Here is a 21051-nt window from a genome sequence, read left to right on the forward strand (position 1 = left end):
ACCTTGGACGAAAGAAGAAGACTCTATTTTCTGGAAATCAACGCAAGGAGGTCAAATGTCAAAGTCTATTCTTATGGTAATGACATCACACGAAATCATGGGCGATACGGGTAACAAAACCGGTATGTGGTTAGAAGAGTTTGCCTCTCCCTACTATGCATTCAAAGACCAGGGCTACTTTATTACACTTGCATCGCCTATGGGTGGTCAGGTACCTATCGACCCCAATAGCCTCTCCGACGACGCGATGACCGACGATGCTATTCGCTACACAAAAGACGATATTGCCCGAAGTGCAATCGCGTCTACAATTCCGTTAGAAGATGTAAGAGCAGAAGAATTCGATGCGGTATTTTACCCAGGCGGACATGGCCCGTTATGGGATTTGTCGGACAACGCTCATTCAATTAAATTAATTGAAGATACTATTGCTGCGAATAAGCCTGTTGGTGCGGTGTGCCATGCGCCAATTGTACTTAAAGACGTGAAGATGCCTGACGGTAGCTTTCTTGTTGCAGGTAAGGCAGTAACAGGTTTCACAAACAGTGAAGAAGCTGCAATGCAGTTAACTGATGTGGTGCCTTATTTAGTGGAAGACGAGCTGCGAAATAAAGGCGGTAAATTTGAAGGTGCAGACGACTTTGCTGTGAAGGTATGTACCGACGGGTTACTGGTAACGGGTCAGAATCCACCGTCATCACGACCTGCCGCAGATGCCTTAATTAAGTTGCTGTCATAGAGTGCTTAGGTGCACTACATCGATAGTGCGAATAACATGATAACGTGAACTAAAACGCAAAAAGCCGCCAATGGCCTCACTTCATAGTGAATATCCATCGGCGGCTTTTTTATAGGCTGTGACGTTTATTGCTTGGCGCTACTTAGTAAGATTGTTTCAGTTAGAGACTGTCCATGTTAAACACTGTCTTAATTAAACGTTGTCGAATAACTCTTCCACACGAATTCGCAATTCTTCAATTTTCTGAACATCCGCAGGGGCGATAAAGATAGTATCGTCACCGGCAATGGTACCTAGTACGCCATCTTTCTTACTCAATGAGTCGAGCAGGCGAGCAATGAGCTGTGCGGCGCCAGGGCTAGTTCTAATGATAACCATGACATTGTTGTGTACTACATCAAGCACAAGCTGCTTTAAGGGGCTTTTAGCGGTAGGCATACCCAATTCAGGGGGAAGACAGTACACCATGTCCCCACGGGCGTTACGGGTACGTACTGCGCCAAATTTACTGAGCATTCTTGATATCTTCGATTGACTGATGTTGTCAAAATCTTGGGCCTTTAATGCGTCTACAATTTCACCTTGTGAACCGTAGCTCTCTGCTTTTAGTATCTCTTTGAAAGCTTTAATCAGTTGTTCTTGTTTTGTATTAGCCATTCAGCGCTCTTTTTTCATGTCGTTTATCGTTTTCGTCGGTAGGGCGTGACAAAAACGTGAGAATCTGGTTTTTATTCGCATATTGTGCCCCACAGGTGGACTTTAGGCAATTTGTTTGCATAATCATCCATGATAATGAATATTGACAAAATATCGCTGCTTATGACGTCAATAAGACGATCCGGTGATTGAGTTTTCCCCCGCGTTGCATTAGTGTGACGTTCCGTTTAAATACGTGAGTAATCCCATAGGAGAAATGGTATGAAAGTAGCCGTGTTAGGTGCTGCAGGTGGTATCGGTCAAGCGCTGTCGTTGTTGTTAAAAACACAATTGCCAGCAGGTTCAGATTTAGCGCTTTATGATGTTGCGCCAGTTGTTCCTGGTGTTGCAGTTGATTTAAGCCACATCCCCACTGCGGTTAAAGTAACCGGTCACGGTAAAGATGACCTAGCTGGTGCACTAACTGGATCAGACGTTGTTCTTATTCCAGCTGGTATGCCGCGTAAGCCGGGTATGGATCGTTCTGATCTATTCAACATCAACGCTGGAATCGTTAAAAACCTTATTGAAGGTGTTGCTGATAACTGTCCAGATGCGTGTGTTGGAATCATCACCAACCCAGTTAATACTACAGTTGCTATCGCAGCTGAAACGCTTAAAGCAAAAGGCGTTTACAACAAAAACAAACTTTTCGGTGTAACTACGCTTGACGTTATTCGTGCTGAAACGTTCGTTGCTGAGCTTAAAGGTGTAGATGTTGCTTCTGTGCATGTACCAGTAATTGGTGGTCACTCTGGTACAACTATTCTACCTCTTCTTTCACAAGTTGAAGGTGTTGAGTTTACCGACGAAGAAGTGGCTAGCCTAACGACTCGTATCCAAAATGCGGGTACTGAAGTTGTTGAAGCAAAAGCTGGCGGCGGTTCTGCAACCCTTTCTATGGGTCAAGCAGCAGCGCGTTTCTGCCTGTCTCTTGTAGCAGCAATGCAAGGCGAGAACGTGGTTGAATACACTTACGTTCAAACTGATGACAGCGATGACGCAGCATTCTTTGCACACCCAGTTCGCCTTAGTGCAAACGGTGTTGAAGAAATCTTGCCATACGGTGAGCTAAGCGCATTTGAAGAAAAAGCGAAAAACGACATGCTTGAAGGCCTACGTGGCGATATCAAGCTAGGCGTAGACTTCGTAAACGGCTAATTAGGCTGTTGGTGGATGCGCTGCATCCGCCGATAAAGGCTGGATACGTAAGGCCTACACAGACACGCCGAGATTCCATCCATGGAGGCTTGGCTGCAGCATCCCTGCTGCAGACAGTCTGTTACGCCCTTACGTATCCAGCCTTTTTGTTACACCCTGTAGGCTTCGCCGCCGCATCCATGCGCGGGCTCTTGAAAGAGTAAAAGCCTGCTAATCACAAGCCTTCCAGTTTAAGCATTCCCCGCATAGCATCGATTCACTGCGTTTTAAAATAGTTACATGCAGTCTGTTACGCCCTTACGTATCCAGCCTTTTTGTTACACCCTGTAGGCTTCGCCGCCGCATCCATGCGCGGGCTTTTTAGAGAGGGATAGCCTGCTTATGACAACACTGCCAGTTTTAAGCGCTCTTTATGTGGTAACAAGAACTCAGTTTTAATCGTTGTCTCGTTCATTGCTTTTAGTCATCTCTTTTATAACAACATGCTGCAAAATTGCTATATAGCCAAGCGTCAATACAACGAAGAAGTCAAAGAAATCGTTATTATCTCCTTTTACTTGTACTAAAATGAAGGCGGACATAATAAGAACTGCATATATCGAGCTGCTTATTTTTAAATAATTCATAATTACAATAGCTCCTTTAACCGCCTTCCTTAGAAAGGACTTTAATATGGGCTTTCTATTTGTCCATCACATAGCCGATAAACATCATGGCACCACCGACAGCTAAGCCAAAAGCGCCAGTGGCTGGTCCTCCAGCAATTCCCAGACCGATAACGGCTATTCCGCCTGATGTCCAATCATTCATTCCACCAGATACCGCTTCTATTTCGTTAGTTTTCATCTCTTGCATAATAATCTCCTCAGTGATTTATGGGTTTGTATTGTTACTGCAAATACACGCCTAACGATATAGTGGGTGATACTAGAAGGTAACTGTCCCGAGTGAGGGAATCAGCATTGCTGCGAATAAAAAATAGAACTAAAGCTTCACAATCTAATAAAGTGATAAAGAAATAGAGCAAGTGCTGAAATAGGATATAAAAAACCCGCGTTAAACGCGGGTTTTTGATGTTTTTTTAATATGGCTGATTAACCAGTATTACGCATACCAATAGCGATACCTGCAATCGTCACCATCATAGCGCGTTCTAAGCTGGTATTTTGCGACTCATCACCTGCTTTGCGGATGCGGTCAAGCAATTCAATTTGCAGATAGTGAAGAGGCTGCAAATACGCTGCGCGAATTTCCATCGACTCTTTGCCTTGAGGATCATTTGCCATAATGTCCTCTTCGCCAGTTATCGCAAGTAGGGAAGAAATACTCTCTTTTAACTCGCTACGCAGTGCTTCACCAAAGTGCTTAAGCTCTTTTGGCACTAGGCGTTCATCATACGCTTCACTGATGCGAGGGTCGGCTTTGTGGAACACCATATCTAACATTGATAGGCGTGAACGGTAAAATGGCCATTCGCTGAACATTTCGTTGACGACTTTCTCGTTTTCTGGTGTTTTCACGCTATCGATTGCACGCATAACGCCAAGCCAGCTAGGCAGTACTAAGCGCGTTTGTGCCCATGCAAATATCCATGGGATAGCGCGTAGGCTTTCAATACCACCTTGTGGTTTACGCTTCGCAGGGCGGCTACCTAGCGGCAACTTGCCAAGCTCTTGTTCTGGCGTTGCAACGCGGAAGTAGGGAACAAATTCTTCATCGTGGCGTACAGTGGCGCGATAGTTGTCGCGGCCTTGGCCTGCCATAGTAGTGATAAGCTCGCGCCATTCTTCTTTTGGTGCCGGAGGCGGGAACAACATGGCTTCAATAATAGCGCTGGCATAAATACCTAAGCTACGTTTAGCCAGAGTTGGCATACCAAACTTATAGCGAATGGTTTCACCTTGTTCAGTGACACGGAAGCCGCCTTCAAGAGACCCTGGAGGTTGCGAATAAATAGCGGCGTGAGCAGGTAGTCCACCACGACCGATAGTACCACCACGACCGTGGAACAGGGTCAGCGACACATCAAACTCTTCAGCAATGGCAACAAGCGCTTCTTGAGACTGATACTGTGCCCAACCAGCGGCGAGTGCTCCTGCGTCTTTTGCTGAATCAGAATAACCTATCATTACAAACTGACGGCCTTTCACGTATCCGCGATACCAGTCAATTGACAGCAGCTTGCGCATTACATCAGGCGAGTTATTTAAGTCATCTAATGTTTCAAACAATGGCGCAACAGGCATTGGCCAGCTTACGCCACTTTCTTGTAACAAAAGCTGCACGGCAAGTACGTCAGAGGGCTCACTCGCCATTGAAATAATATAAATACCAAAACCGTGTTTGCTGTGTTTAGCCACCACTTTACAGGTATCGAGTACTTCTTTTACATCATCTGATGCATCCCACTTAGCGGGGAACAACGGACGCTTCGAGCCAAGCTCGCGCAGTAGAAACGCTTGCTTATCTGCTTCGCTCCACTGTGCGTAATCACCAAGGCCAAGATAACGCGTTAGTTCACTGAATACATCTGAATGACGCTCTGAATCTTGACGTACATCAAGGCGCAGCAGATGAATACCAAATACGCGAGCACGGCGAATGGTGTCTAGCAATAAGCCATTAGCAACAACCTGCATACCACAGTCAATTAACGATTGATGACACAGCATAAGTGCATCAATAAGCTCGTCGTCGCTTTCAATCCAATCCGATGAATCAGGGTTTTTCCCTGCAAGATAGTCGTCAATGCCGTCGCGAGTTTTAATGAAGCGGTTTACCAATGGACGCAACAGGGCGCGGTACGGTTCATTAGCATCGCCAACTTTAGCGCGAATATCGTCATTGCAGTCGTACATTGAAAGCTCAACCTGCAGGCGATCTAAATCGATAGCAAATAATTTGGCAGCTCGCTTTCTTGCCAATAACAATACTTGCTCAGTTACCTTTGAGGTAACGAATGGGTTGCCGTCGCGATCGCCGCCCATCCAAGAACTGAACTGAACCGGCGAAGCGTCAAGTGGCAACGCAACATTGTAATCTTTAGTAAGACGATCGCTTAACTCGCGAAGGAAGTCTGGTACTGCTTCCCATAGTGAATTCTCGATAACCGAGAAGCCCCAGCGCGCTTCGTCTACAGGTGTAGGGCGTACCGAACGAATTTCTTCGGTATGCCACGCCTGTGCAATTAAATCGGCGATACGAGTTTCAACTTTGCCGCGATCCACGTTGTTGAGTGATTCTTGGTGAACGGCCTGCAAGCAGTCGGCTAATTCTTTATGCTTGTGTATTAGCGTTCGACGAGTAACTTCAGTAGGGTGGGCAGTTAAAACAAGGTCGATATTGAGCTTGCCTACAGCTTCTTGCACTTTCTCAGTGGTAAGTTCGGCTTTATCAAGGTGCTCAAATAATGCATCCATCGACGCATCAACATTCATCGCTGCGTTGTACTCTTGCTCAGCAATATTGCCTAAATTCAAAAACTGCGCGAATGCACGACCAACGGTGAGTAAATCATCGTCAGACATGGTTTTGAAAGTTTCTTTCAGCTCTTCGCTACATTTTCCGTCGCCCTGATACGAGGCTCTGCCGTCAATTCGTATTTTTTCAATACGATCAAGCCAGTCTTGACCCAACTGATTTTTAATCGTTTCGCCAAGTGTCTTTCCAAGATATCGAACGGTATCTTTTAGTTCAGCATCGTGATGAGTTTGCATGCTATCCTCCTAAATATATGGTCATAACCATACTGTGTCCTTTGCAACTTGTCTAACCTCTTTCGGTTATAATTTACAACATTTTGATACTTTAATAGCCTAATTAACAATGCTGAAAGCAAGATAAATTGTGGTGTGATACACTCTCGCACCGGAAAATGCAGAAAAATTCTCGCAGTGTGCGAGTTGTTTAAAATTCGTACTGCATTTGTAATTTAATTTCAGGAGTTATTGTGACTGATACTTTCAATACAGTAGAAACCCAAGCAAGTTACGGCATTGGTTACCAAATGGGCCAGCAACTACAGTCTAACCCGTTCGACGGCCTAGCGATTGATGCGGTTGTAGCTGGTTTAAAAGATGCGTTTGCGGCTTCTGCACCTCAAGTTGATAACGACACGCTTCGCGATGCGTTTGGTGAAATCCACAACCGTATGCAAGCTGCTAAAGAAGAAGCAAGCAAAGCTGTGATCGAAGCAGGAACTAAATTCCTGGAAGACAACGCCAAGCGTGAAGAAGTTAACGTAACAGAGTCTGGTCTTCAGTTTGAGGTGATCGCTGAAGGTGAAGGCGATTCACCTGTAGCTGAAAGTACGGTTCGTGTTCATTACCACGGTACCCTAACTGACGGTACAACGTTCGATAGCTCTTACGAACGTGGTCAGCCTGCAGAATTCCCAGTTGGTGGCGTTATCAAAGGTTGGACTGAAGCACTTCAAAGCATGAAAGTTGGCGCAAAATGGCGTTTATATGTGCCGCACGATCTTGCCTATGGTGAACAAGGTGCTGGCGCAGCAATTGCACCTTACAGCACACTGATTTTTGATGTTGAGCTACTCGACATTCTAGGTTAATCAGCCTATTGGGGCGCAGTATTTTACTGCGCCCCAATCTCTACTCAAAAATCACCTGTTGTAATAAACACCTTCTGTAAAAACATCCTCAGTAAATTGGGCTTTTAGCAAGGCCATATTCAATTCCTCTTCCTTTGCGTTATGCTGTGTGATGGTATAAACAATTTTCGATCTGCTCCGAGTTGTTAAACGCAATGACGGCATTACAATAGCGCCACGCTTAAATAAGGAAAATTATTATGATTATCAAGCCTAAAGTGAGAGGCTTCATATGTACAAACGCACACCCAGCGGGTTGTACAGCATCAGTTAAAGAGCAGATCGCATATGTACAAGGTCAGGGCGACCTAGGTGATGGACCAAAAAACGTACTCGTTATTGGCAGCTCAACAGGCTATGGCCTTGCATCTCGAATTACTTCTGCCTTTGGATATGGCGCTAAAACCTTGGGTGTATGTTTTGAAAAAGCCCCAACGGAGAGAAAAACAGGTACCGCTGGCTGGTATAACACCGCCGCGTTTCACAAAGAAGCTAACGCCAAAGGTTTATACGCAGACACTGTAAACGGCGATGCATTTTCTGACGAGATAAAAGCAGAAACTATCGAAAAGATTAAGCAAAACATTGGAAAAGTAGACCTTGTTATCTACAGTCTCGCTTCACCGCGTAGAACAGACCCAGAAACGGGCGTAACCTACAAGTCTACTCTAAAGCCTGTGGGTCAGGCTTATACCACCAAAACTTACGATACTGATAAAGACAAAGTCCACGATGTATCTTTAGAGCCTGCTAATGATGAAGAAATTCTCAATACCATCAAAGTAATGGGTGGAGAAGATTGGGAACGCTGGATGGACTTTCTTCGCGATGCCGATGTGTTGGCAGAAGGGTGTAAAACAACTGCCTACACCTATATTGGTAAAGAATTAACCTGGCCTATTTACGGGCAAGCGACAATCGGTAAAGCGAAAGAAGATTTAGACCGTGCGGCAGCAGCCATAATTGGTAAAAATAGCGATCTCTTTGTTGAAGCTAACGTCAGTTCGCTTAAAGCACTTGTTACCCAAGCAAGCTCAGCAATCCCAGTAATGCCACTTTATATCTCACTCATTTACAAAGTGATGAAAGAAGAGGGAACCCACGAGGGCTGTATTGAGCAAATTCACGGGTTATTCACTCAGTGCCTCTTTGGCGATAACCCCACTCTTGATGAAGCCAATCGCTATCGTATGGATGCAAAAGAAACCAACGACGCAACGCAGGCAAAAATTAAGGTGTTGTGGGACCAAGTCACGCAAGAGAACTTCCATGAATTAAGTGATTACGCTGGCTATCATCACGAATTTCTTAAGCTGTTCGGGTTTGATATTGAGTCGGTAGATTACGAGCAGGATATGGATCCTCAGGTAAGTTGGTAAGCGCTGAATAGCGACTCTAAAACATGTTGAAAGCCGCCTCTAAAGGCGGCTTTTTTAAAGCCTGTTTAACGCGTTAAAAGTAAAAATTAGCCGATATAGACCATAGGTTTACATTAAATTGTCGAAAATTTTGTCTTTATCTGTGATTTGCGTGGCACAAAGGCATTGGTTAATGCTAAAATCCCGATATTAAGTGAGGAGTTTTTTACGATTCCTTGCCTATACAGCAGCAACGAATTTGATATTAGAGTTATCGCAACAAATAATTCAAATACTGCTGTCCAATAAAAACAGGGCGAGAAGCCCGCGTTAGGAATAAGCCGTTGCGGCAAAGTAGCAAGCAAACCGCGACTTTATCGGTAAGTTCCGCCAATCAAAACAAAAAAGGTGTTTAGCACCTGTTACTAGTACGCTTTTGCATGCTGACAGGCAGGATAACTGCGGTTATGCAAAAGGGTATTTATATTAGAGTAGTGCAATTACATATGATAAAAATCAAGAAAGGTCTAGACCTCCCAATTGAGGGAGCGCCAAAGCAGGAGATTGCTGACGCATCTGCTGCAACGCGCGTTGCCATTCTGGGAGAAGAATATGTGGGTATGCGCCCTACCATGCACGTCCAAGCTGGCGATGTAGTGAAAAAAGGTCAGGTTCTTTTTGAAGACAAAAAGAACCCTGGCGTTAAATTCACTGCACCAGTTGCGGGTGAGGTGGTAGAGGTTAATCGTGGTGCAAAACGAGTGCTTCAGTCTGTAGTTATCAAAGCAAACGGCAGCGATGCTGTTAAATTTGATACGCTATCTGCTGGACAAATCTCAAGTGCTTCACGAGAGCAGCTTCAATCAATCCTAGTGGAATCTGGCATGTGGACAGCGATTCGTACGCGTCCATTTAGCAAATCGCCTGCGTTAGATTCTGTACCAAACTCAATTTTCGTTACAGCAATGGATACTAATCCACTTGCAGCCGATCCGGCTGTGATTATTGCTGAGCGCCAAGAAGACTTCGCAAATGGTTTGAAGGCGTTAACGCAATTGAGCGGTGGAAAGACTTACGTCTGTAAGGCGCCAGGTACATCGGTAGCAACCGGTGATGCCGCGGTAGACGTCGAAGAGTTCGGTGGTCCACACCCAGCTGGTCTTCCAGGTACGCACATCCATTATTTGGATTCTGCTGGCATGAACAAAACCGTGTGGCATGTTAATTACCAAGACGTGATCGCCATTGGCGCGTTACTGACAACAGGTGAACTTGACAGCCGACGTGTAATTTCAGTAGCAGGTCCTGCAGCTAAGAATCCACGCCTTGTTCGCACAACGATGGGTGCTGATTTAGCAGAACTAACAGAAAATGAACTTGTAGACGGTGACGTTCGCGTTGTGTCGGGCTCTGTACTTAACGGTACAACAGCACAAGGTGTTCACGGTTATTTAGGTCGTTTTCACACGCAAGTATCATTATTAAAAGAAGGTCACGAGAAAAAGCTCTTTGGTTGGATTACTCCAGGCTCAGACAAGCACTCAGTGACACGTGCCTACCTAGGTCATTTAGGTGGTAGCAAGAAATTTGATATGACAACAACTACCAATGGTTCTGAACGCTCTATGGTTCCAATTGGTAATTATGAACGCGTTATGCCCCTAGATATCATTCCTACGCTTTTGCTTAGGGATCTGATTTCTGGTGATACTGACAGTGCTCAGACATTGGGTTGCTTAGAGTTGGACGAAGAAGATTTGGCATTGTGTACATATGTATGCCCTGGCAAGTATAACTATGCTCCTATTTTACGCGACTGTTTGGCCACGATAGAGAAAGAGGGTTAAGTCATGGGTTTAAAAGCGTATTTAGAAAAAATCGAACCGAACTTCGAGCCAGGTGGTAAGCATGAAAAGTGGTATGCGCTTTACGAAGCTGCGGCGACCATCTTTTACACGCCAGGCAAAGTAAATAAAGCAAACACTCACGTGCGCGACAGTATCGATCTTAAGCGCATAATGATCATGGTTTGGATGGCAACATTCCCAGCTATGTTCTTTGGTATGTACAACATTGGTTTTCAAGCGCAAGACGCGATTGCTGCTGGTGCAGGTACACTGCCAGATACGTGGCAGGCAGGTTTGTTCTCAGCCCTAGGCGGAGACTTATCGAATGCAGGCGTACTAGGCATGTTCTTCTACGGAGCGTGTTTCTGGTTACCTATTTATGCCACTACCTTTATTGTAGGTGGTTTCTGGGAAGTGCTTTTTGCCTCGGTGCGTAAGCACGAAGTTAATGAAGGTTTCTTCGTAACCTCAGTACTTTTCGCACTAACGTTACCTGCAACAATTCCTTTGTGGCAAGTAGCATTGGGCATTACCTTCGGTGTGGTTATCGCGAAAGAAGTGTTTGGCGGAACAGGCCGTAACTTCTTAAACCCAGCATTGTCTGGTCGTGCGTTCTTATACTTTGCATACCCTGCACAAATTTCAGGTGACCAAGTATGGGTAGCAGCAGACGGTTACTCAGGTGCAACGTCACTAAGCCAAGCGGCATCAGGCCAACTTGACTACGCAAACATGGATCACTGGATGAACAGCTTCTTGGGTACTATCTCAGGTTCTGCTGGTGAAGTATCGACCCTTGCGATTATTCTTGGTGGTTTATTCATCATGTACATGCGTATTGCAAGCTGGCGCATCGTTGCCGGTGTTGGTCTTGGTGTAGCGTTCTTTGCAACATTGCTAAATCTAATCGGTAGCGATACCAACGCAATGTTTGCAATGCCTGCATACTGGCACTTTGTAGTGGGTGGACTTGCCTTCGGTATGTTCTTTATGGCAACAGACCCAGTATCGGCTGCATTCACAAACCAAGGTAAATGGGCTTACGGCTTCTTCATCGGATTCATGACGGTATTAATACGCGTATTGAACCCAGCCTTCCCTGAAGGTGTGATGCTAGCGATTCTATTTGCTAACTTGTGGGCACCATTGTTCGACTATTTCGTCGCGCAGAGCAATATCAAGCGGAGGGTAGCACGTGTCGGCTAAGAAAGAATCTTTAGGCAAAACGGTAGGTATTGTTGTTGCCGTATGTTTAGTATGTTCAATTGTTGTATCTGGCGCGGCCGTTGGCCTGCGCTCGCTACAGCAGACGAACGCTGCTCTTGATAAGAAGAGTAATATCCTTAACGCCGCAGGCCTATACGAGATGGGCATGAGCAACAGCGTTATTGAAAGCACTTACGCCGAGCGTGTTGAACCGCGCTTCGTTAATCTGGATAGCGGTCAATTCGTTGAAGCGCCAACTGCAGATTACGATATGTATAAGGCTGCTAAACAAACTGAATACAGCACGCAAGTAACAAACAGCAATGTTGGTTTCCAACGCCGCCCTGACGTAGCCAGTGTTTACTTGGTACGTGACGCACAGGGTGATGTTTCACGCATTATTCTTCCAGTGCACGGCAGTGGACTATGGGATCTTATGTACGGTTTCTTAGCGCTAGATGCAGACGGACAAACTGTTCGTGAGCTTATTTACTATCAGCAAAAAGAAACGCCAGGACTAGGCGGTGAGGTTCAAAATCCAGCGTGGCAGGACAAATGGGATGGCAAGGAAATATACGAAAATGGTGATGTAGCCATTCGAGTAGTAAAGAATGCTAACCCAAGCAATCCTCACACAATTGATGCGCTTTCAGGTGCGACCCTAACAAGTAACGGTGTAGAAAACACAATTCGTTACTGGGTAGGCGAGCAAGGCTTCGGCCAGTTCCTGAAGAACCAAGCATGGCGTTCATAAGGGAAGTCTCATGGCAGATACTAAAGAAATGAAAAAGGCCCTCTTTGGGCCAATCTTGGACAACAACCCGATCGCCCTTCAGGTATTAGGGGTATGTTCAGCACTGGCAATTACCACAAAGCTAGAAACAGCGTTGGTAATGTCATTAGCACTAACAAGCGTTGTAGCATTCTCAAACTTGTTTATCTCACTTATTCGCAACCAGATACCTTCTAGTGTTCGAATTATTATCCAAATGACAATCATTGCCTCATTGGTAATCGTTGTTGACCAAATATTGAAAGCGTATTCGTATGAAATTTCGAAACAGCTGTCGGTGTTCGTCGGATTGATAATTACTAACTGTATCGTAATGGGGCGTGCAGAAGCCTATGCGATGAAGAGTCCACCTCTTATGAGCTTCCTTGACGGAATTGGTAACGGCTTAGGATACTCTTTCGTTCTAGTAGTTATCGGTACCATCAAAGAACTATTTGGCTTCGGTACTATTCTTGGATTTGAGATCCTTCCGCTTGTTCAGAACGGTGGTTGGTATCAGGGTAACGGGCTGTTAATACTGCCATTCAGTTCATTCTTCTTAATCGGCGGTTTGATATGGTTTATCCGTACTATCCGTCCAGAGCAAGTAGAGCCTAAGGAGTAAGTCGTGGAACATTATTTGTCGTTATTTGTTCGCTCAATATTTGTTGAGAACATGGCGTTATCACTTTTCTTAGGTATGTGTACCTTCTTGGCGGTATCTAAGAAAGTTAAAACTGCAATGGGTCTTGGTGTAGCAGTAATCGTTGTACTTGGTATATCAGTACCTGTTAACCAAATCATTTACGTTAATATCCTTGCTCCAGGTGCGCTTGCATGGGCAGGCTTCCCAGAAGCTGACTTAAGTTTTCTTAACTTTCTAACCTTCATCGGCGTTATTGCTGCGTTGGTACAGATATTAGAAATGAGTTTGGATAAGTTCTTTCCAGCGCTATACAACGCACTTGGTATCTTCCTACCACTAATCACAGTTAACTGTGCAATTTTTGGTGGCGTAGCATTTGCCGTTCAACGTGAATATAACTTGACCGAAAGTGTAGTTTACGGCGTAGGAAGTGGTATCGGTTGGGCAATTGCTATTGTGCTATTGGCCGCTGTACGTGAAAAGCTGAAATACGCAGATATGCCTGACGGTATTCGCGGTCTTGGATCGGTATTCATGATTGCGGGTCTTATGGCGTTAGGCTTCCAGTCATTCACTGGTATTCAGCTTTAATCGAGCTCGGGAGCATTTAAATGAATAACGTAGAAATTTATCTAGGCGTCGGCATGTTCATTGCCATTGTATTGGCACTAGTATTCATCATCATGTTTGCCAAGTCTAAATTGGTACCAAGTGGTGACGTTACTATTACAATTAATGGTGATCCGGACAAAGCTATTAAAACTGAGCCAGGCGGCAAGTTGCTAGGTGCGCTTGCAGATGCTGGTTACTTTGTATCTTCAGCGTGCGGTGGCGGTGGCTCTTGTGGTCAGTGTCGCGTAGATGTGCATTCAGGTGGTGGTGAGATTTTACCTACCGAGCTTGATCACATTACGAAAGGTGAAGCACGTGAAGGCTGCCGTTTGTCGTGTCAGGTTGCGATTAAGCAAGACATGGAAATCGAACTTGAAGAGTCGGTGTTTGGTGTTAAGAAATGGGATTGTGAAGTTATCTCTAACGATAATAAGGCAACCTTCATCAAAGAGCTGAAACTTAAAATTCCTAACGGTGAAAGCGTACCGTTCCGTGCTGGTGGTTACATTCAGATTGAAGCGCCTGCTCACCATGTTAAATATAAAGAGTTTGAAATTCCTGATGAGTACCGCGGTGACTGGGAACGCTTTGGCTTCTTTGACATTGAGTCTAAAGTAGACGAAGAGACTATTCGTGCATACTCAATGGCTAACTACCCAGAGGAAGAAGGCATTATTATGCTTAACGTGCGTATTGCTACGCCGCCGCCTAATAACTTAAGCCTACCTGCTGGTAAAATGTCATCGTACATTTGGAGCCTTAAAGAAGGTGACAAAGCGACAATCTCTGGTCCATTTGGTGAGTTCTTCGCAAAGGACACTGAGAACGAAATGGTATTCGTAGGTGGTGGTGCTGGAATGGCCCCAATGCGTTCACACATCTTCGACCAGCTTCGTCGTCTAAAATCATCGCGTAAGATGAGTTTCTGGTACGGTGCACGTTCACTTCGAGAAATGTTCTACACAGAAGATTTCGACGAGCTAGCCGCAGAAAACGAGAACTTCCAGTGGCATGTAGCGCTTTCTGATCCACAACCTGAAGATAACTGGGAAGGGGAAACTGGGTTTATTCACCAAGTATTGCTAGAAAGATATTTGAAAGATCACCCTGCTCCAGAAGATTGTGAGTTCTATATGTGTGGACCACCTATGATGAACGCTGCCGTTATCAACATGCTTAAAGAGTTAGGTGTTGAAGACGAGAACATCATGCTAGATGACTTCGGTGGTTAATCTACGCAAATAAGTTTATAAAAGGGGCGTAAGCCCCTTTTTTGTTTGTGTAAAGGATAGAGTAAGGAACCTATTGTGATTCGATTTTTTGTTCGAATTCTATTAGCTGTAATAGCCATAGCCATGGTAATGCTTGCAAGCTGCAGTGACAAAAGTCGTCCTGTTGTGCATCTGCAGGGACAAACTATGGGCACAACGTATAACGTTAAGTACCTGGCTGATAAAGGTAAGGCGATAGAAGGTCTTCAGGCTGAGATTGATGCGCGTTTAGTTAACGTTAACAAAATGATGTCAACTTACGACCCCACGTCTGAGTTGTCGCGCTTTAATCAGTATCGTTATACCGATAATTTTGCGGTGTCTGATGATACTTTGCTTGTGGTTAATGAGGCATTGCGGCTGGCCAAATTAAGTGGCGGTGTATTAGATGTTACCGTAGGCCCGTTGGTAAACCTATGGGGGTTTGGCCCCACTAAGCGACCTGAGAAAGTGCCATCTCGCGAAGATATCGACGGTGTTCGCGATTACGTAGGTTATCAAAAATTAGGTATTACTCAGACGGGACTGAAGAAACAGCATCCTATGCTGTACGTAGACCTATCTACCATTGCTAAAGGCTTTGGTGTTGATGAAGTGGCTGAAATACTAGAGCAGTACAACATCGAAAACTACTTAGTTGAGATTGGTGGCGAGATGCGTGTTAAGGGACTACGTGGTGATGGTAGCGAGTGGTTAATTGCCATTGAAAAGCCAGTGACTACAGAACGGGCAATTCAAAAAGTGGTGTCGATTGGAACAAACGCTGTGGCAACATCGGGTGACTATCGTAATTATTACGAAGAAGATGGCATGCGTTATTCTCATCTTATTGACCCAACAACAGGATACCCGATATCTCACAACCTAGTGTCGGTAACGGTTATCCATCCGTCATCAATGACCGCAGACGGCCTTGCCACTGCATTTAACGTGATGGGGTGGGAACAGGCTATTGAAGTGGCAGAGCAGGAAAATCTTGCTGTATTCCTCATTCGTCGCACAGACGATAGTTTTGAGGAGTATGCGTCGCCAGAATTTGATAAACTGGTCACAGTACATAATTAAGGGGTAGGTATGTCTACATTTATTCTCGCATTCGGTTTCTTTTTGACCATGGTTGCTGCTATGGCCATTGGTTACCTAGTGCAGCGAAAAACTATTTCGGGAAGTTGTGGCGGGTTAGGCGCAATCGGTATAGAAAAAGCGTGTGACTGCCCAGAGCCTTGCGATCGCAAAAAGTCGCGCATGGAAAAAGAAGAAGCACGTCAGAAAAAGCTGAATGAATGGAAGCAAAACCAAATTTTGTAGGTTAATACGCGACCTAACAACTTTTCCTAAATGAATAAAGCCGCTAGTCATCACTAGCGGCTTTTTTGTATCGGTTTTATTTCAAGTTACTTTTAAGTTCATATACTATCTCTTAATAAATATTACCTTATGAATATGTTGATACTAAAGAAGAGTATTTATGAAGTTAGGTGAAAAAGGGTTTACCCTTATCGAGTTGATTGTTGTAATCGTTGTTTTAGGGATCCTCGCAGTGACTGCAGTGCCTCGATTAGTAGACTTAGGACGTGATGGTCGAATTGCCACCCTTGAAGCTGCAGAGGGATCAATGAAAACGGCGTCGGATCTTGTCAATTATAAGGCCAGGCTCGAAAATAAAACCGATTGCAACTTAGACCCGACTGTAGAACTTGCCGGACAAACTATTACCCTACGCTGTGGCTTCCCGTGCCCTCACCCAAGCGGTATTGAAAGGGCGATGGATGTAAGCGAAGGATTAACTTGGGGTGGAGGCAATTGTTCAGGTAGGTTGGGAAATATCAACCTTACATTAGATGAGGCTCCAGACCCTGCAAATTGCAGAGTGAGATATGCAGCTGCTCGTTCAGCTGATTCAAAACCTATCATTAGTCTAACAACCAGCGGCTGTTAGAAACCTTATCATTTAATCTTCAAAGCGCACGTCTCACTGGATTAAGTCTTCGCTAGTCGCTACTATACTGTCTATATGTACAGTTTGGTATTAGCATACACTTATCAGCATCCTAGTACCGCAATGCGAGTTTAAATGCGAAAAATCATCCACGTTGATATGGATTGTTTTTATGCCGCAGTGGAAATGCGGGATAATCCTGCGCTTAAGAATATTCCCATCGCGATAGGGGGGAGTTCTGATCGCAGAGGCGTGATTTCAACGTGTAACTATCCGGCAAGAAAATATGGCGTGCGTAGTGCAATGGCTACCGCTTATGCCATGAAGCTGTGCCCAAATCTTACCTTAGTAAAAGGCCGCATGGACGTTTACGCCAGCGAGTCTCAAAAAATTCGTAAAATATTTTCTGACTACACAGACTTAGTAGAGCCATTGTCATTAGATGAAGCATACCTTGATGTGACTAACAGTCAGTTTTGCGGCGGCAGCGCCACATTAATAGCTGAAGAGATCCGCGCAAGAATCGAAAGCGAATTAGGTCTAACCGCATCAGCAGGGGTCGCCCCATGTAAGTTCGTTGCAAAGGTAGCGAGTGATGAAAACAAACCCGACGGCATTTGTGTTATTACGCCGGATAATCTTGATGAGTTTGTTCGCAATATGCCCCTCAAGAAGATACCTGGAGTGGGTAAAGTGACAATGCAAAAATTAGCGCGCATGGGGCTCAACATTTGTAACGATGTGCGCCAGTATCCGTTTGAACGAATACAGAAAGAGCTTGGAAAGTTTGGCAGCGTATTGTGGGAAAGGGCCCATGGCATCGACGAGCGCGAATTGTCGGTGTCTCGCGAGCGAAAATCAATTGGTGTAGAGCGTACCTTAAGTGACGATATTCAAACGATTGAACAGTGCAAGGCATTCCTTCCCCATTTACTCGAAAAGCTCCACGATCGCATGGAAAATCACAAGAAAAGAACCGGGAAGCCTGTGCGTTTAAGAACACAGGGCGTTAAGCTTAAGTTTAATGATTTTCAGCTGACTACCGTTGAGCATCGACATGCCATGCTTGAAGAGCATTATTTTGCAACGCTGATGGAAGAGGCGTTCGAGCGGGCCAACGGACGGGGAATTCGCCTGGTGGGGATACACATAGGCTTAGCTGCCCATCAATCAACACAGCAATTGATCTTACCCTTTGACGATTAACGCCAAGCCAGCCAAGCTAAGCAAATAGAGCTAAGCCAAAAGAGCTAAGCAAAAAGAGCCAAGCCATCTAACAAACTCAATTACATGATAAAGCTAGCTAAGAATAAGGACCCACAATGGAAACGAAACAGCTCATTACGCCAGGCCGCTACAAGCATTACAAAGGCAATATGTACGATGTGTATGAGATTGCCACACACTCAGAAGATGAATCGAAACTGGTGGTATACAGGCCTTGTTACGGCGAACGTGCGCTGTGGGTTCGCCCTCTCGATATGTTTACAGAAACAGTAGAGCGTGACGGAAAGGAAGTCTTGCGCTTTGCTTATATGGGCGATATTCCCGACGGCGAAAAAATGATCTAATACGTCGATTTAGCCATAGTGAATGCATAGTCAATTTTATGCTTAATATCGGCCATTAGTTAATGCTAGTTAAGGTTAATCGTCCGACATCGTTAGCATCTAATAAGCAATGCCAATCAAGCTGTTACATTTTAGTAAGCGATATAATGGTTGTGCCAAATTAATAGCGTTAAACGCCAGAGTATTTGAATTACAGCATTGCAAGTATAGGTTACCCACCCAAGGAAATAAGAATGAAAACAATCAATAAAACATCGACACATTCACTGTCGGTAATAGCGGCGGCACTAGTTGCACTATCGACAGTAGCGTTACCAACTTCTGTATCATTTGCACAAGATAGATTTGCAAACGTGGAAGTAAAAGCGACACCTATTAAAGGTGCTGTGCATATGCTAACGGGAATGGGCGGTAATATCGGTGTTTCTGCAGGTGACGATGGCGTACTTATTATTGATGATCAGTTTGCTCCGCTTGCGGAAAAAATTGCCGCACAACTTGGCGAGCTTGGCAGCGACAAACCTAAGTATGTGATAAACACCCATTATCACGGTGACCATACAGGCTCGAATGCGTTTTTCCACAGCCACAAAGGTGCCACCATATTTGCTCACGAAAATGTGCGGGTGCGTCTAGCCGGAGACGAGAACGTTGAGCCTGACGCTTTGCCAACGATAACCTACGAAGACGGTATCAAAATATATTTTAACAACGAGACGGTACATGTGATGCATCTTCCTGTGGGTCATACCGACGGTGACAGTGTTGTATGGTTCGAACAGCCTAATGTTATGCATACAGGCGACTTATTTTTCAATGGCATGTTTCCCTATATAGACCAAGGTGCAGGCGGCAATGTAGTAGGGTATATGGAGTCTGTGCAGCATTTACTGACAAAAATAGACGATAGCACCATGATTATTCCTGGTCACGGTGGTGTAGGCACTAAGGCGGAATATACGACGTTCCTTAACATGATCAGTGAAACATTTGATTATGTAAAAGCCCTTAAGCAAGAGGGTAAGAGCCTTGATGAGGTAAAAGCTATGGGGCTTGAAGAGAAGTGGGCTAAATGGAGTTGGAACTTCATTAACGAAGAAAAATGGATCAGCACGCTTTATAACGACGCCTAGCATTAATATCAGTCCGCATAGATAATTACCACTCAGCGAGACTAAAAATATTCGTAATCGCAGCGTGTTACCGCAGGTGCAGTGGTTCTACATCAAGGCAACACGCACGAATACTTCTCGTTACTTCCCTTGCCGATGTTCCAGTACGCAGGCAAGGGAGCCATTAGTAAAAAGCAGTTCCTTCAAACAATTCACAACTTATAAATAAAGCATTTCGTCGCGAGTGGGAGCAAGCACTCTTAGCACTTTGTTTTGCAGCGGGTGGGGCACGTCTGCCTTGTTCATTGCATTAATCAACAAGTCGACGGTGCGGTTAAAGTCGGCTTCAGTAATATTCATACCACCGTGCACTTGCTCCATGGTATCGCCTGAATACTCGCAGGGGCCGCCGGTGCGATGGCATATTTGTTCACTTAATTTATCGATAAAGCGATTAATATCTGCGCCATCGAAATAGGCGAGAATAACGGGGTCGCGCTCAATCTCAACAACAAAGTTTTCCACTATCTCCTCTACCTTTTTACTGCCGCCCAGCTCTGCGTATACGCTTGATGATGGGTTCTGGCCACCAACGTTGGTAGAGCAGCCACTTAAGCCAATAATTGCTACAAAACTGATGAGGGGGAAAATACGCGTTATCAACATGATGTCACCATAATTGGCCATTTATTGAGAGATACAGGCCGTTTTGATCTTGTGCACCTGCCATACTGCCAAGTTCAGCCCAAGCAAGGGTAAGCGCAACGTGTTTGTTGGGGATGTAGCTAACAAAGTAGTCTACCCAATCATCTTCACCTAAACCTAAGTTATCAGGTTTCTGACGATATTCTGCGCCAATGGCAACGCTGCGCGAGAGCAATATGCCTGCTGAGGCTTCAAGCATAACTTCATAATCATTGTTTTCAGCACCGCCAAACCCCAGTAAACCAAGCTGGTTGGCTTTAGTAGCTCGCGCCGTCACATTCCACACCGCATTGAAACCTGCTACAGCACCTAGATGAATCTTAGTAGCGGCAATGTAATAGTCGGTACCGTTTGATGATGAGTCAGCGCCAAGTAGCTCTGCAATTGCACCATCTTCAAGTCGTTTGTGTTGAAGACCAATACTGACTTGGGGTAAACGAGAGTAAACCGCATCTCCGTAAAGGCGGTATTTCACCCCAAATATATTTTGCCTTATGTCGCCGCCAAGCTGTTTTAGGTCAAAGCGTTGGTGGGCTGCACTAATTTCGATACGGTCGTAAAAAGAAGCAGACACACCCATAACATTCAGACGATAGTCGTCAAGGTCAACCTGTGTCATCACAGCATTAACAGAGACTTGGTCTTGGGTATCGTAGCCGGCTAGCGTTGCCCAGGGAACTATTCCGCCTCCGCCAGAGCCTTCAACTTGGATAAGCCCTGCAGTGCCAAGCAATTTACCGTCGCCAGCGAGCGCTTCATTATTAGAAGCAATCAATAAAAGGGCGCATAACATCGCCGCACAGTGTC

Annotated in this window: 22 protein-coding genes; 16 read left to right on the forward strand and 6 right to left on the reverse strand. The window is 45.0% G+C overall.

Annotated elements, in window-relative coordinates; translation table 11 throughout:
• Positions 1–55: 55 nt before the first annotated feature.
• A complete protein-coding gene (locus GTQ48_RS14525; RefSeq protein ID WP_163107318.1) occupies positions 56–739 on the forward strand; it encodes a type 1 glutamine amidotransferase domain-containing protein in 684 nt (227 codons plus the stop codon).
• Positions 740–931: 192 nt separating this feature from the next.
• Here GTQ48_RS14525 and argR read toward each other — a convergent pair whose 3' ends face one another.
• Positions 932–1396, reverse strand: a complete 465-nt coding sequence (argR, locus tag GTQ48_RS14530; protein WP_032095516.1) for a transcriptional regulator ArgR — start codon at positions 1394–1396, stop codon at positions 932–934.
• Positions 1397–1657: 261 nt separating this feature from the next.
• Here argR and mdh point away from each other — a divergent pair, with 261 nt between their 5' ends.
• Complete coding sequence (gene mdh / locus GTQ48_RS14535; RefSeq protein ID WP_032095517.1) at positions 1658–2596, forward strand: malate dehydrogenase; 939 nt, start codon at positions 1658–1660, stop codon at positions 2594–2596.
• Between the two features lie 434 nt (positions 2597–3030).
• Here the strand turns inward: mdh and GTQ48_RS14540 are convergent, their stop codons facing one another.
• The 3 genes from GTQ48_RS14540 to ppc all read right to left on the reverse strand — a co-directional run bounded on the left by GTQ48_RS14540 (position 3031) and on the right by ppc (position 6312).
• Positions 3031–3177 carry a hypothetical protein gene (locus tag GTQ48_RS14540; RefSeq protein WP_163107319.1) on the reverse strand — a complete coding sequence of 49 codons (147 nt, stop codon included), beginning with the start codon at positions 3175–3177 and terminating at the stop codon, positions 3031–3033.
• Positions 3178–3277: 100 nt separating this feature from the next.
• Positions 3278–3451 carry a class IIb bacteriocin, lactobin A/cerein 7B family gene (locus tag GTQ48_RS14545; RefSeq protein WP_163107320.1) on the reverse strand — a complete coding sequence of 58 codons (174 nt, stop codon included), beginning with the start codon at positions 3449–3451 and terminating at the stop codon, positions 3278–3280.
• A gap of 239 nt (positions 3452–3690) precedes the next feature.
• Positions 3691–6312 carry a phosphoenolpyruvate carboxylase gene (gene ppc / locus GTQ48_RS14550; RefSeq protein WP_163107321.1) on the reverse strand — a complete coding sequence of 874 codons (2622 nt, stop codon included), beginning with the start codon at positions 6310–6312 and terminating at the stop codon, positions 3691–3693.
• A gap of 233 nt (positions 6313–6545) precedes the next feature.
• On the opposite strand from ppc, the gene GTQ48_RS14555 reads away from it, so the two are divergent.
• The 14 genes from GTQ48_RS14555 to GTQ48_RS14620 all read left to right on the forward strand — a co-directional run bounded on the left by GTQ48_RS14555 (position 6546) and on the right by GTQ48_RS14620 (position 19560).
• Positions 6546–7166, forward strand: a complete 621-nt coding sequence (locus tag GTQ48_RS14555; RefSeq protein WP_163107322.1) for a BamJ family beta-barrel-assembly machinery protein — start codon at positions 6546–6548, stop codon at positions 7164–7166.
• Between the two features lie 239 nt (positions 7167–7405).
• Positions 7406–8584 (forward strand): enoyl-ACP reductase FabV, encoded by a 1179-nt coding sequence (fabV, locus tag GTQ48_RS14560; RefSeq protein WP_163107323.1) that lies wholly within the window; start codon positions 7406–7408, stop codon positions 8582–8584.
• Between the two features lie 485 nt (positions 8585–9069).
• Positions 9070–10410: a Na(+)-translocating NADH-quinone reductase subunit A gene (locus GTQ48_RS14565; RefSeq protein ID WP_163107324.1), complete on the forward strand. Its 1341-nt coding sequence runs from the start codon at positions 9070–9072 to the stop codon at positions 10408–10410.
• A 3-nt stretch (positions 10411–10413) separates the two neighbouring features.
• Positions 10414–11616 (forward strand): NADH:ubiquinone reductase (Na(+)-transporting) subunit B, encoded by a 1203-nt coding sequence (locus tag GTQ48_RS14570; RefSeq protein WP_163107325.1) that lies wholly within the window; start codon positions 10414–10416, stop codon positions 11614–11616.
• Entirely contained in the window at positions 11606–12370 is a 765-nt protein-coding gene (locus tag GTQ48_RS14575) for a Na(+)-translocating NADH-quinone reductase subunit C (RefSeq protein WP_163107326.1), read from the forward strand. The genes GTQ48_RS14570 and GTQ48_RS14575 overlap by 11 nt, the downstream gene beginning before the upstream one ends.
• Before the next feature lie 10 nt (positions 12371–12380).
• Entirely contained in the window at positions 12381–13013 is a 633-nt protein-coding gene (locus tag GTQ48_RS14580) for an NADH:ubiquinone reductase (Na(+)-transporting) subunit D (protein ID WP_032095524.1), read from the forward strand.
• A 3-nt stretch (positions 13014–13016) separates the two neighbouring features.
• The gene (gene nqrE / locus GTQ48_RS14585; protein ID WP_032095525.1) at positions 13017–13625 is read left to right on the forward strand and encodes an NADH:ubiquinone reductase (Na(+)-transporting) subunit E; all 609 of its coding nucleotides are present in this window, start codon (positions 13017–13019) and stop codon (positions 13623–13625) included.
• 20 nt (positions 13626–13645) lie between these two features.
• Entirely contained in the window at positions 13646–14878 is a 1233-nt protein-coding gene (gene nqrF, locus GTQ48_RS14590) for an NADH:ubiquinone reductase (Na(+)-transporting) subunit F (protein WP_163107327.1), read from the forward strand.
• A gap of 75 nt (positions 14879–14953) precedes the next feature.
• Positions 14954–15982 (forward strand): FAD:protein FMN transferase, encoded by a 1029-nt coding sequence (locus GTQ48_RS14595; RefSeq protein ID WP_163107328.1) that lies wholly within the window; start codon positions 14954–14956, stop codon positions 15980–15982.
• A 9-nt stretch (positions 15983–15991) separates the two neighbouring features.
• Positions 15992–16225: a (Na+)-NQR maturation NqrM gene (nqrM, locus tag GTQ48_RS14600; protein ID WP_032095528.1), complete on the forward strand. Its 234-nt coding sequence runs from the start codon at positions 15992–15994 to the stop codon at positions 16223–16225.
• Between the two features lie 160 nt (positions 16226–16385).
• The gene (locus GTQ48_RS17840; RefSeq protein WP_163107329.1) at positions 16386–16856 is read left to right on the forward strand and encodes a type II secretion system protein; all 471 of its coding nucleotides are present in this window, start codon (positions 16386–16388) and stop codon (positions 16854–16856) included.
• A gap of 135 nt (positions 16857–16991) precedes the next feature.
• Entirely contained in the window at positions 16992–18062 is a 1071-nt protein-coding gene (dinB, locus tag GTQ48_RS14610; RefSeq protein WP_163107330.1) for a DNA polymerase IV, read from the forward strand.
• 116 nt (positions 18063–18178) lie between these two features.
• A complete protein-coding gene (locus GTQ48_RS14615) occupies positions 18179–18427 on the forward strand; it encodes a DUF1653 domain-containing protein (RefSeq protein WP_163107331.1) in 249 nt (82 codons plus the stop codon).
• A gap of 233 nt (positions 18428–18660) precedes the next feature.
• On the forward strand, positions 18661–19560 hold the full coding sequence (locus GTQ48_RS14620) for an MBL fold metallo-hydrolase (RefSeq protein WP_163107332.1): 900 nt from the start codon (positions 18661–18663) through the stop codon (positions 19558–19560).
• Between the two features lie 198 nt (positions 19561–19758).
• On the opposite strand, the gene GTQ48_RS14625 is transcribed toward GTQ48_RS14620, so the two are convergent.
• Both GTQ48_RS14625 and GTQ48_RS14630 read right to left on the reverse strand, forming a co-directional pair.
• On the reverse strand, positions 19759–20205 hold the full coding sequence (locus GTQ48_RS14625) for a group I truncated hemoglobin (protein WP_203565253.1): 447 nt from the start codon (positions 20203–20205) through the stop codon (positions 19759–19761).
• A gap of 4 nt (positions 20206–20209) precedes the next feature.
• Positions 20210–21037 (reverse strand): DUF3034 family protein, encoded by an 828-nt coding sequence (locus GTQ48_RS14630; RefSeq protein ID WP_203565258.1) that lies wholly within the window; start codon positions 21035–21037, stop codon positions 20210–20212.
• Between the last annotated feature and the right edge of the window lie 14 nt (positions 21038–21051).

Origin of the sequence: Alteromonas genovensis (assembly GCF_010500895.1) — a bacterium.
Classification (GTDB): domain Bacteria; phylum Pseudomonadota; class Gammaproteobacteria; order Enterobacterales; family Alteromonadaceae; genus Alteromonas; species Alteromonas genovensis.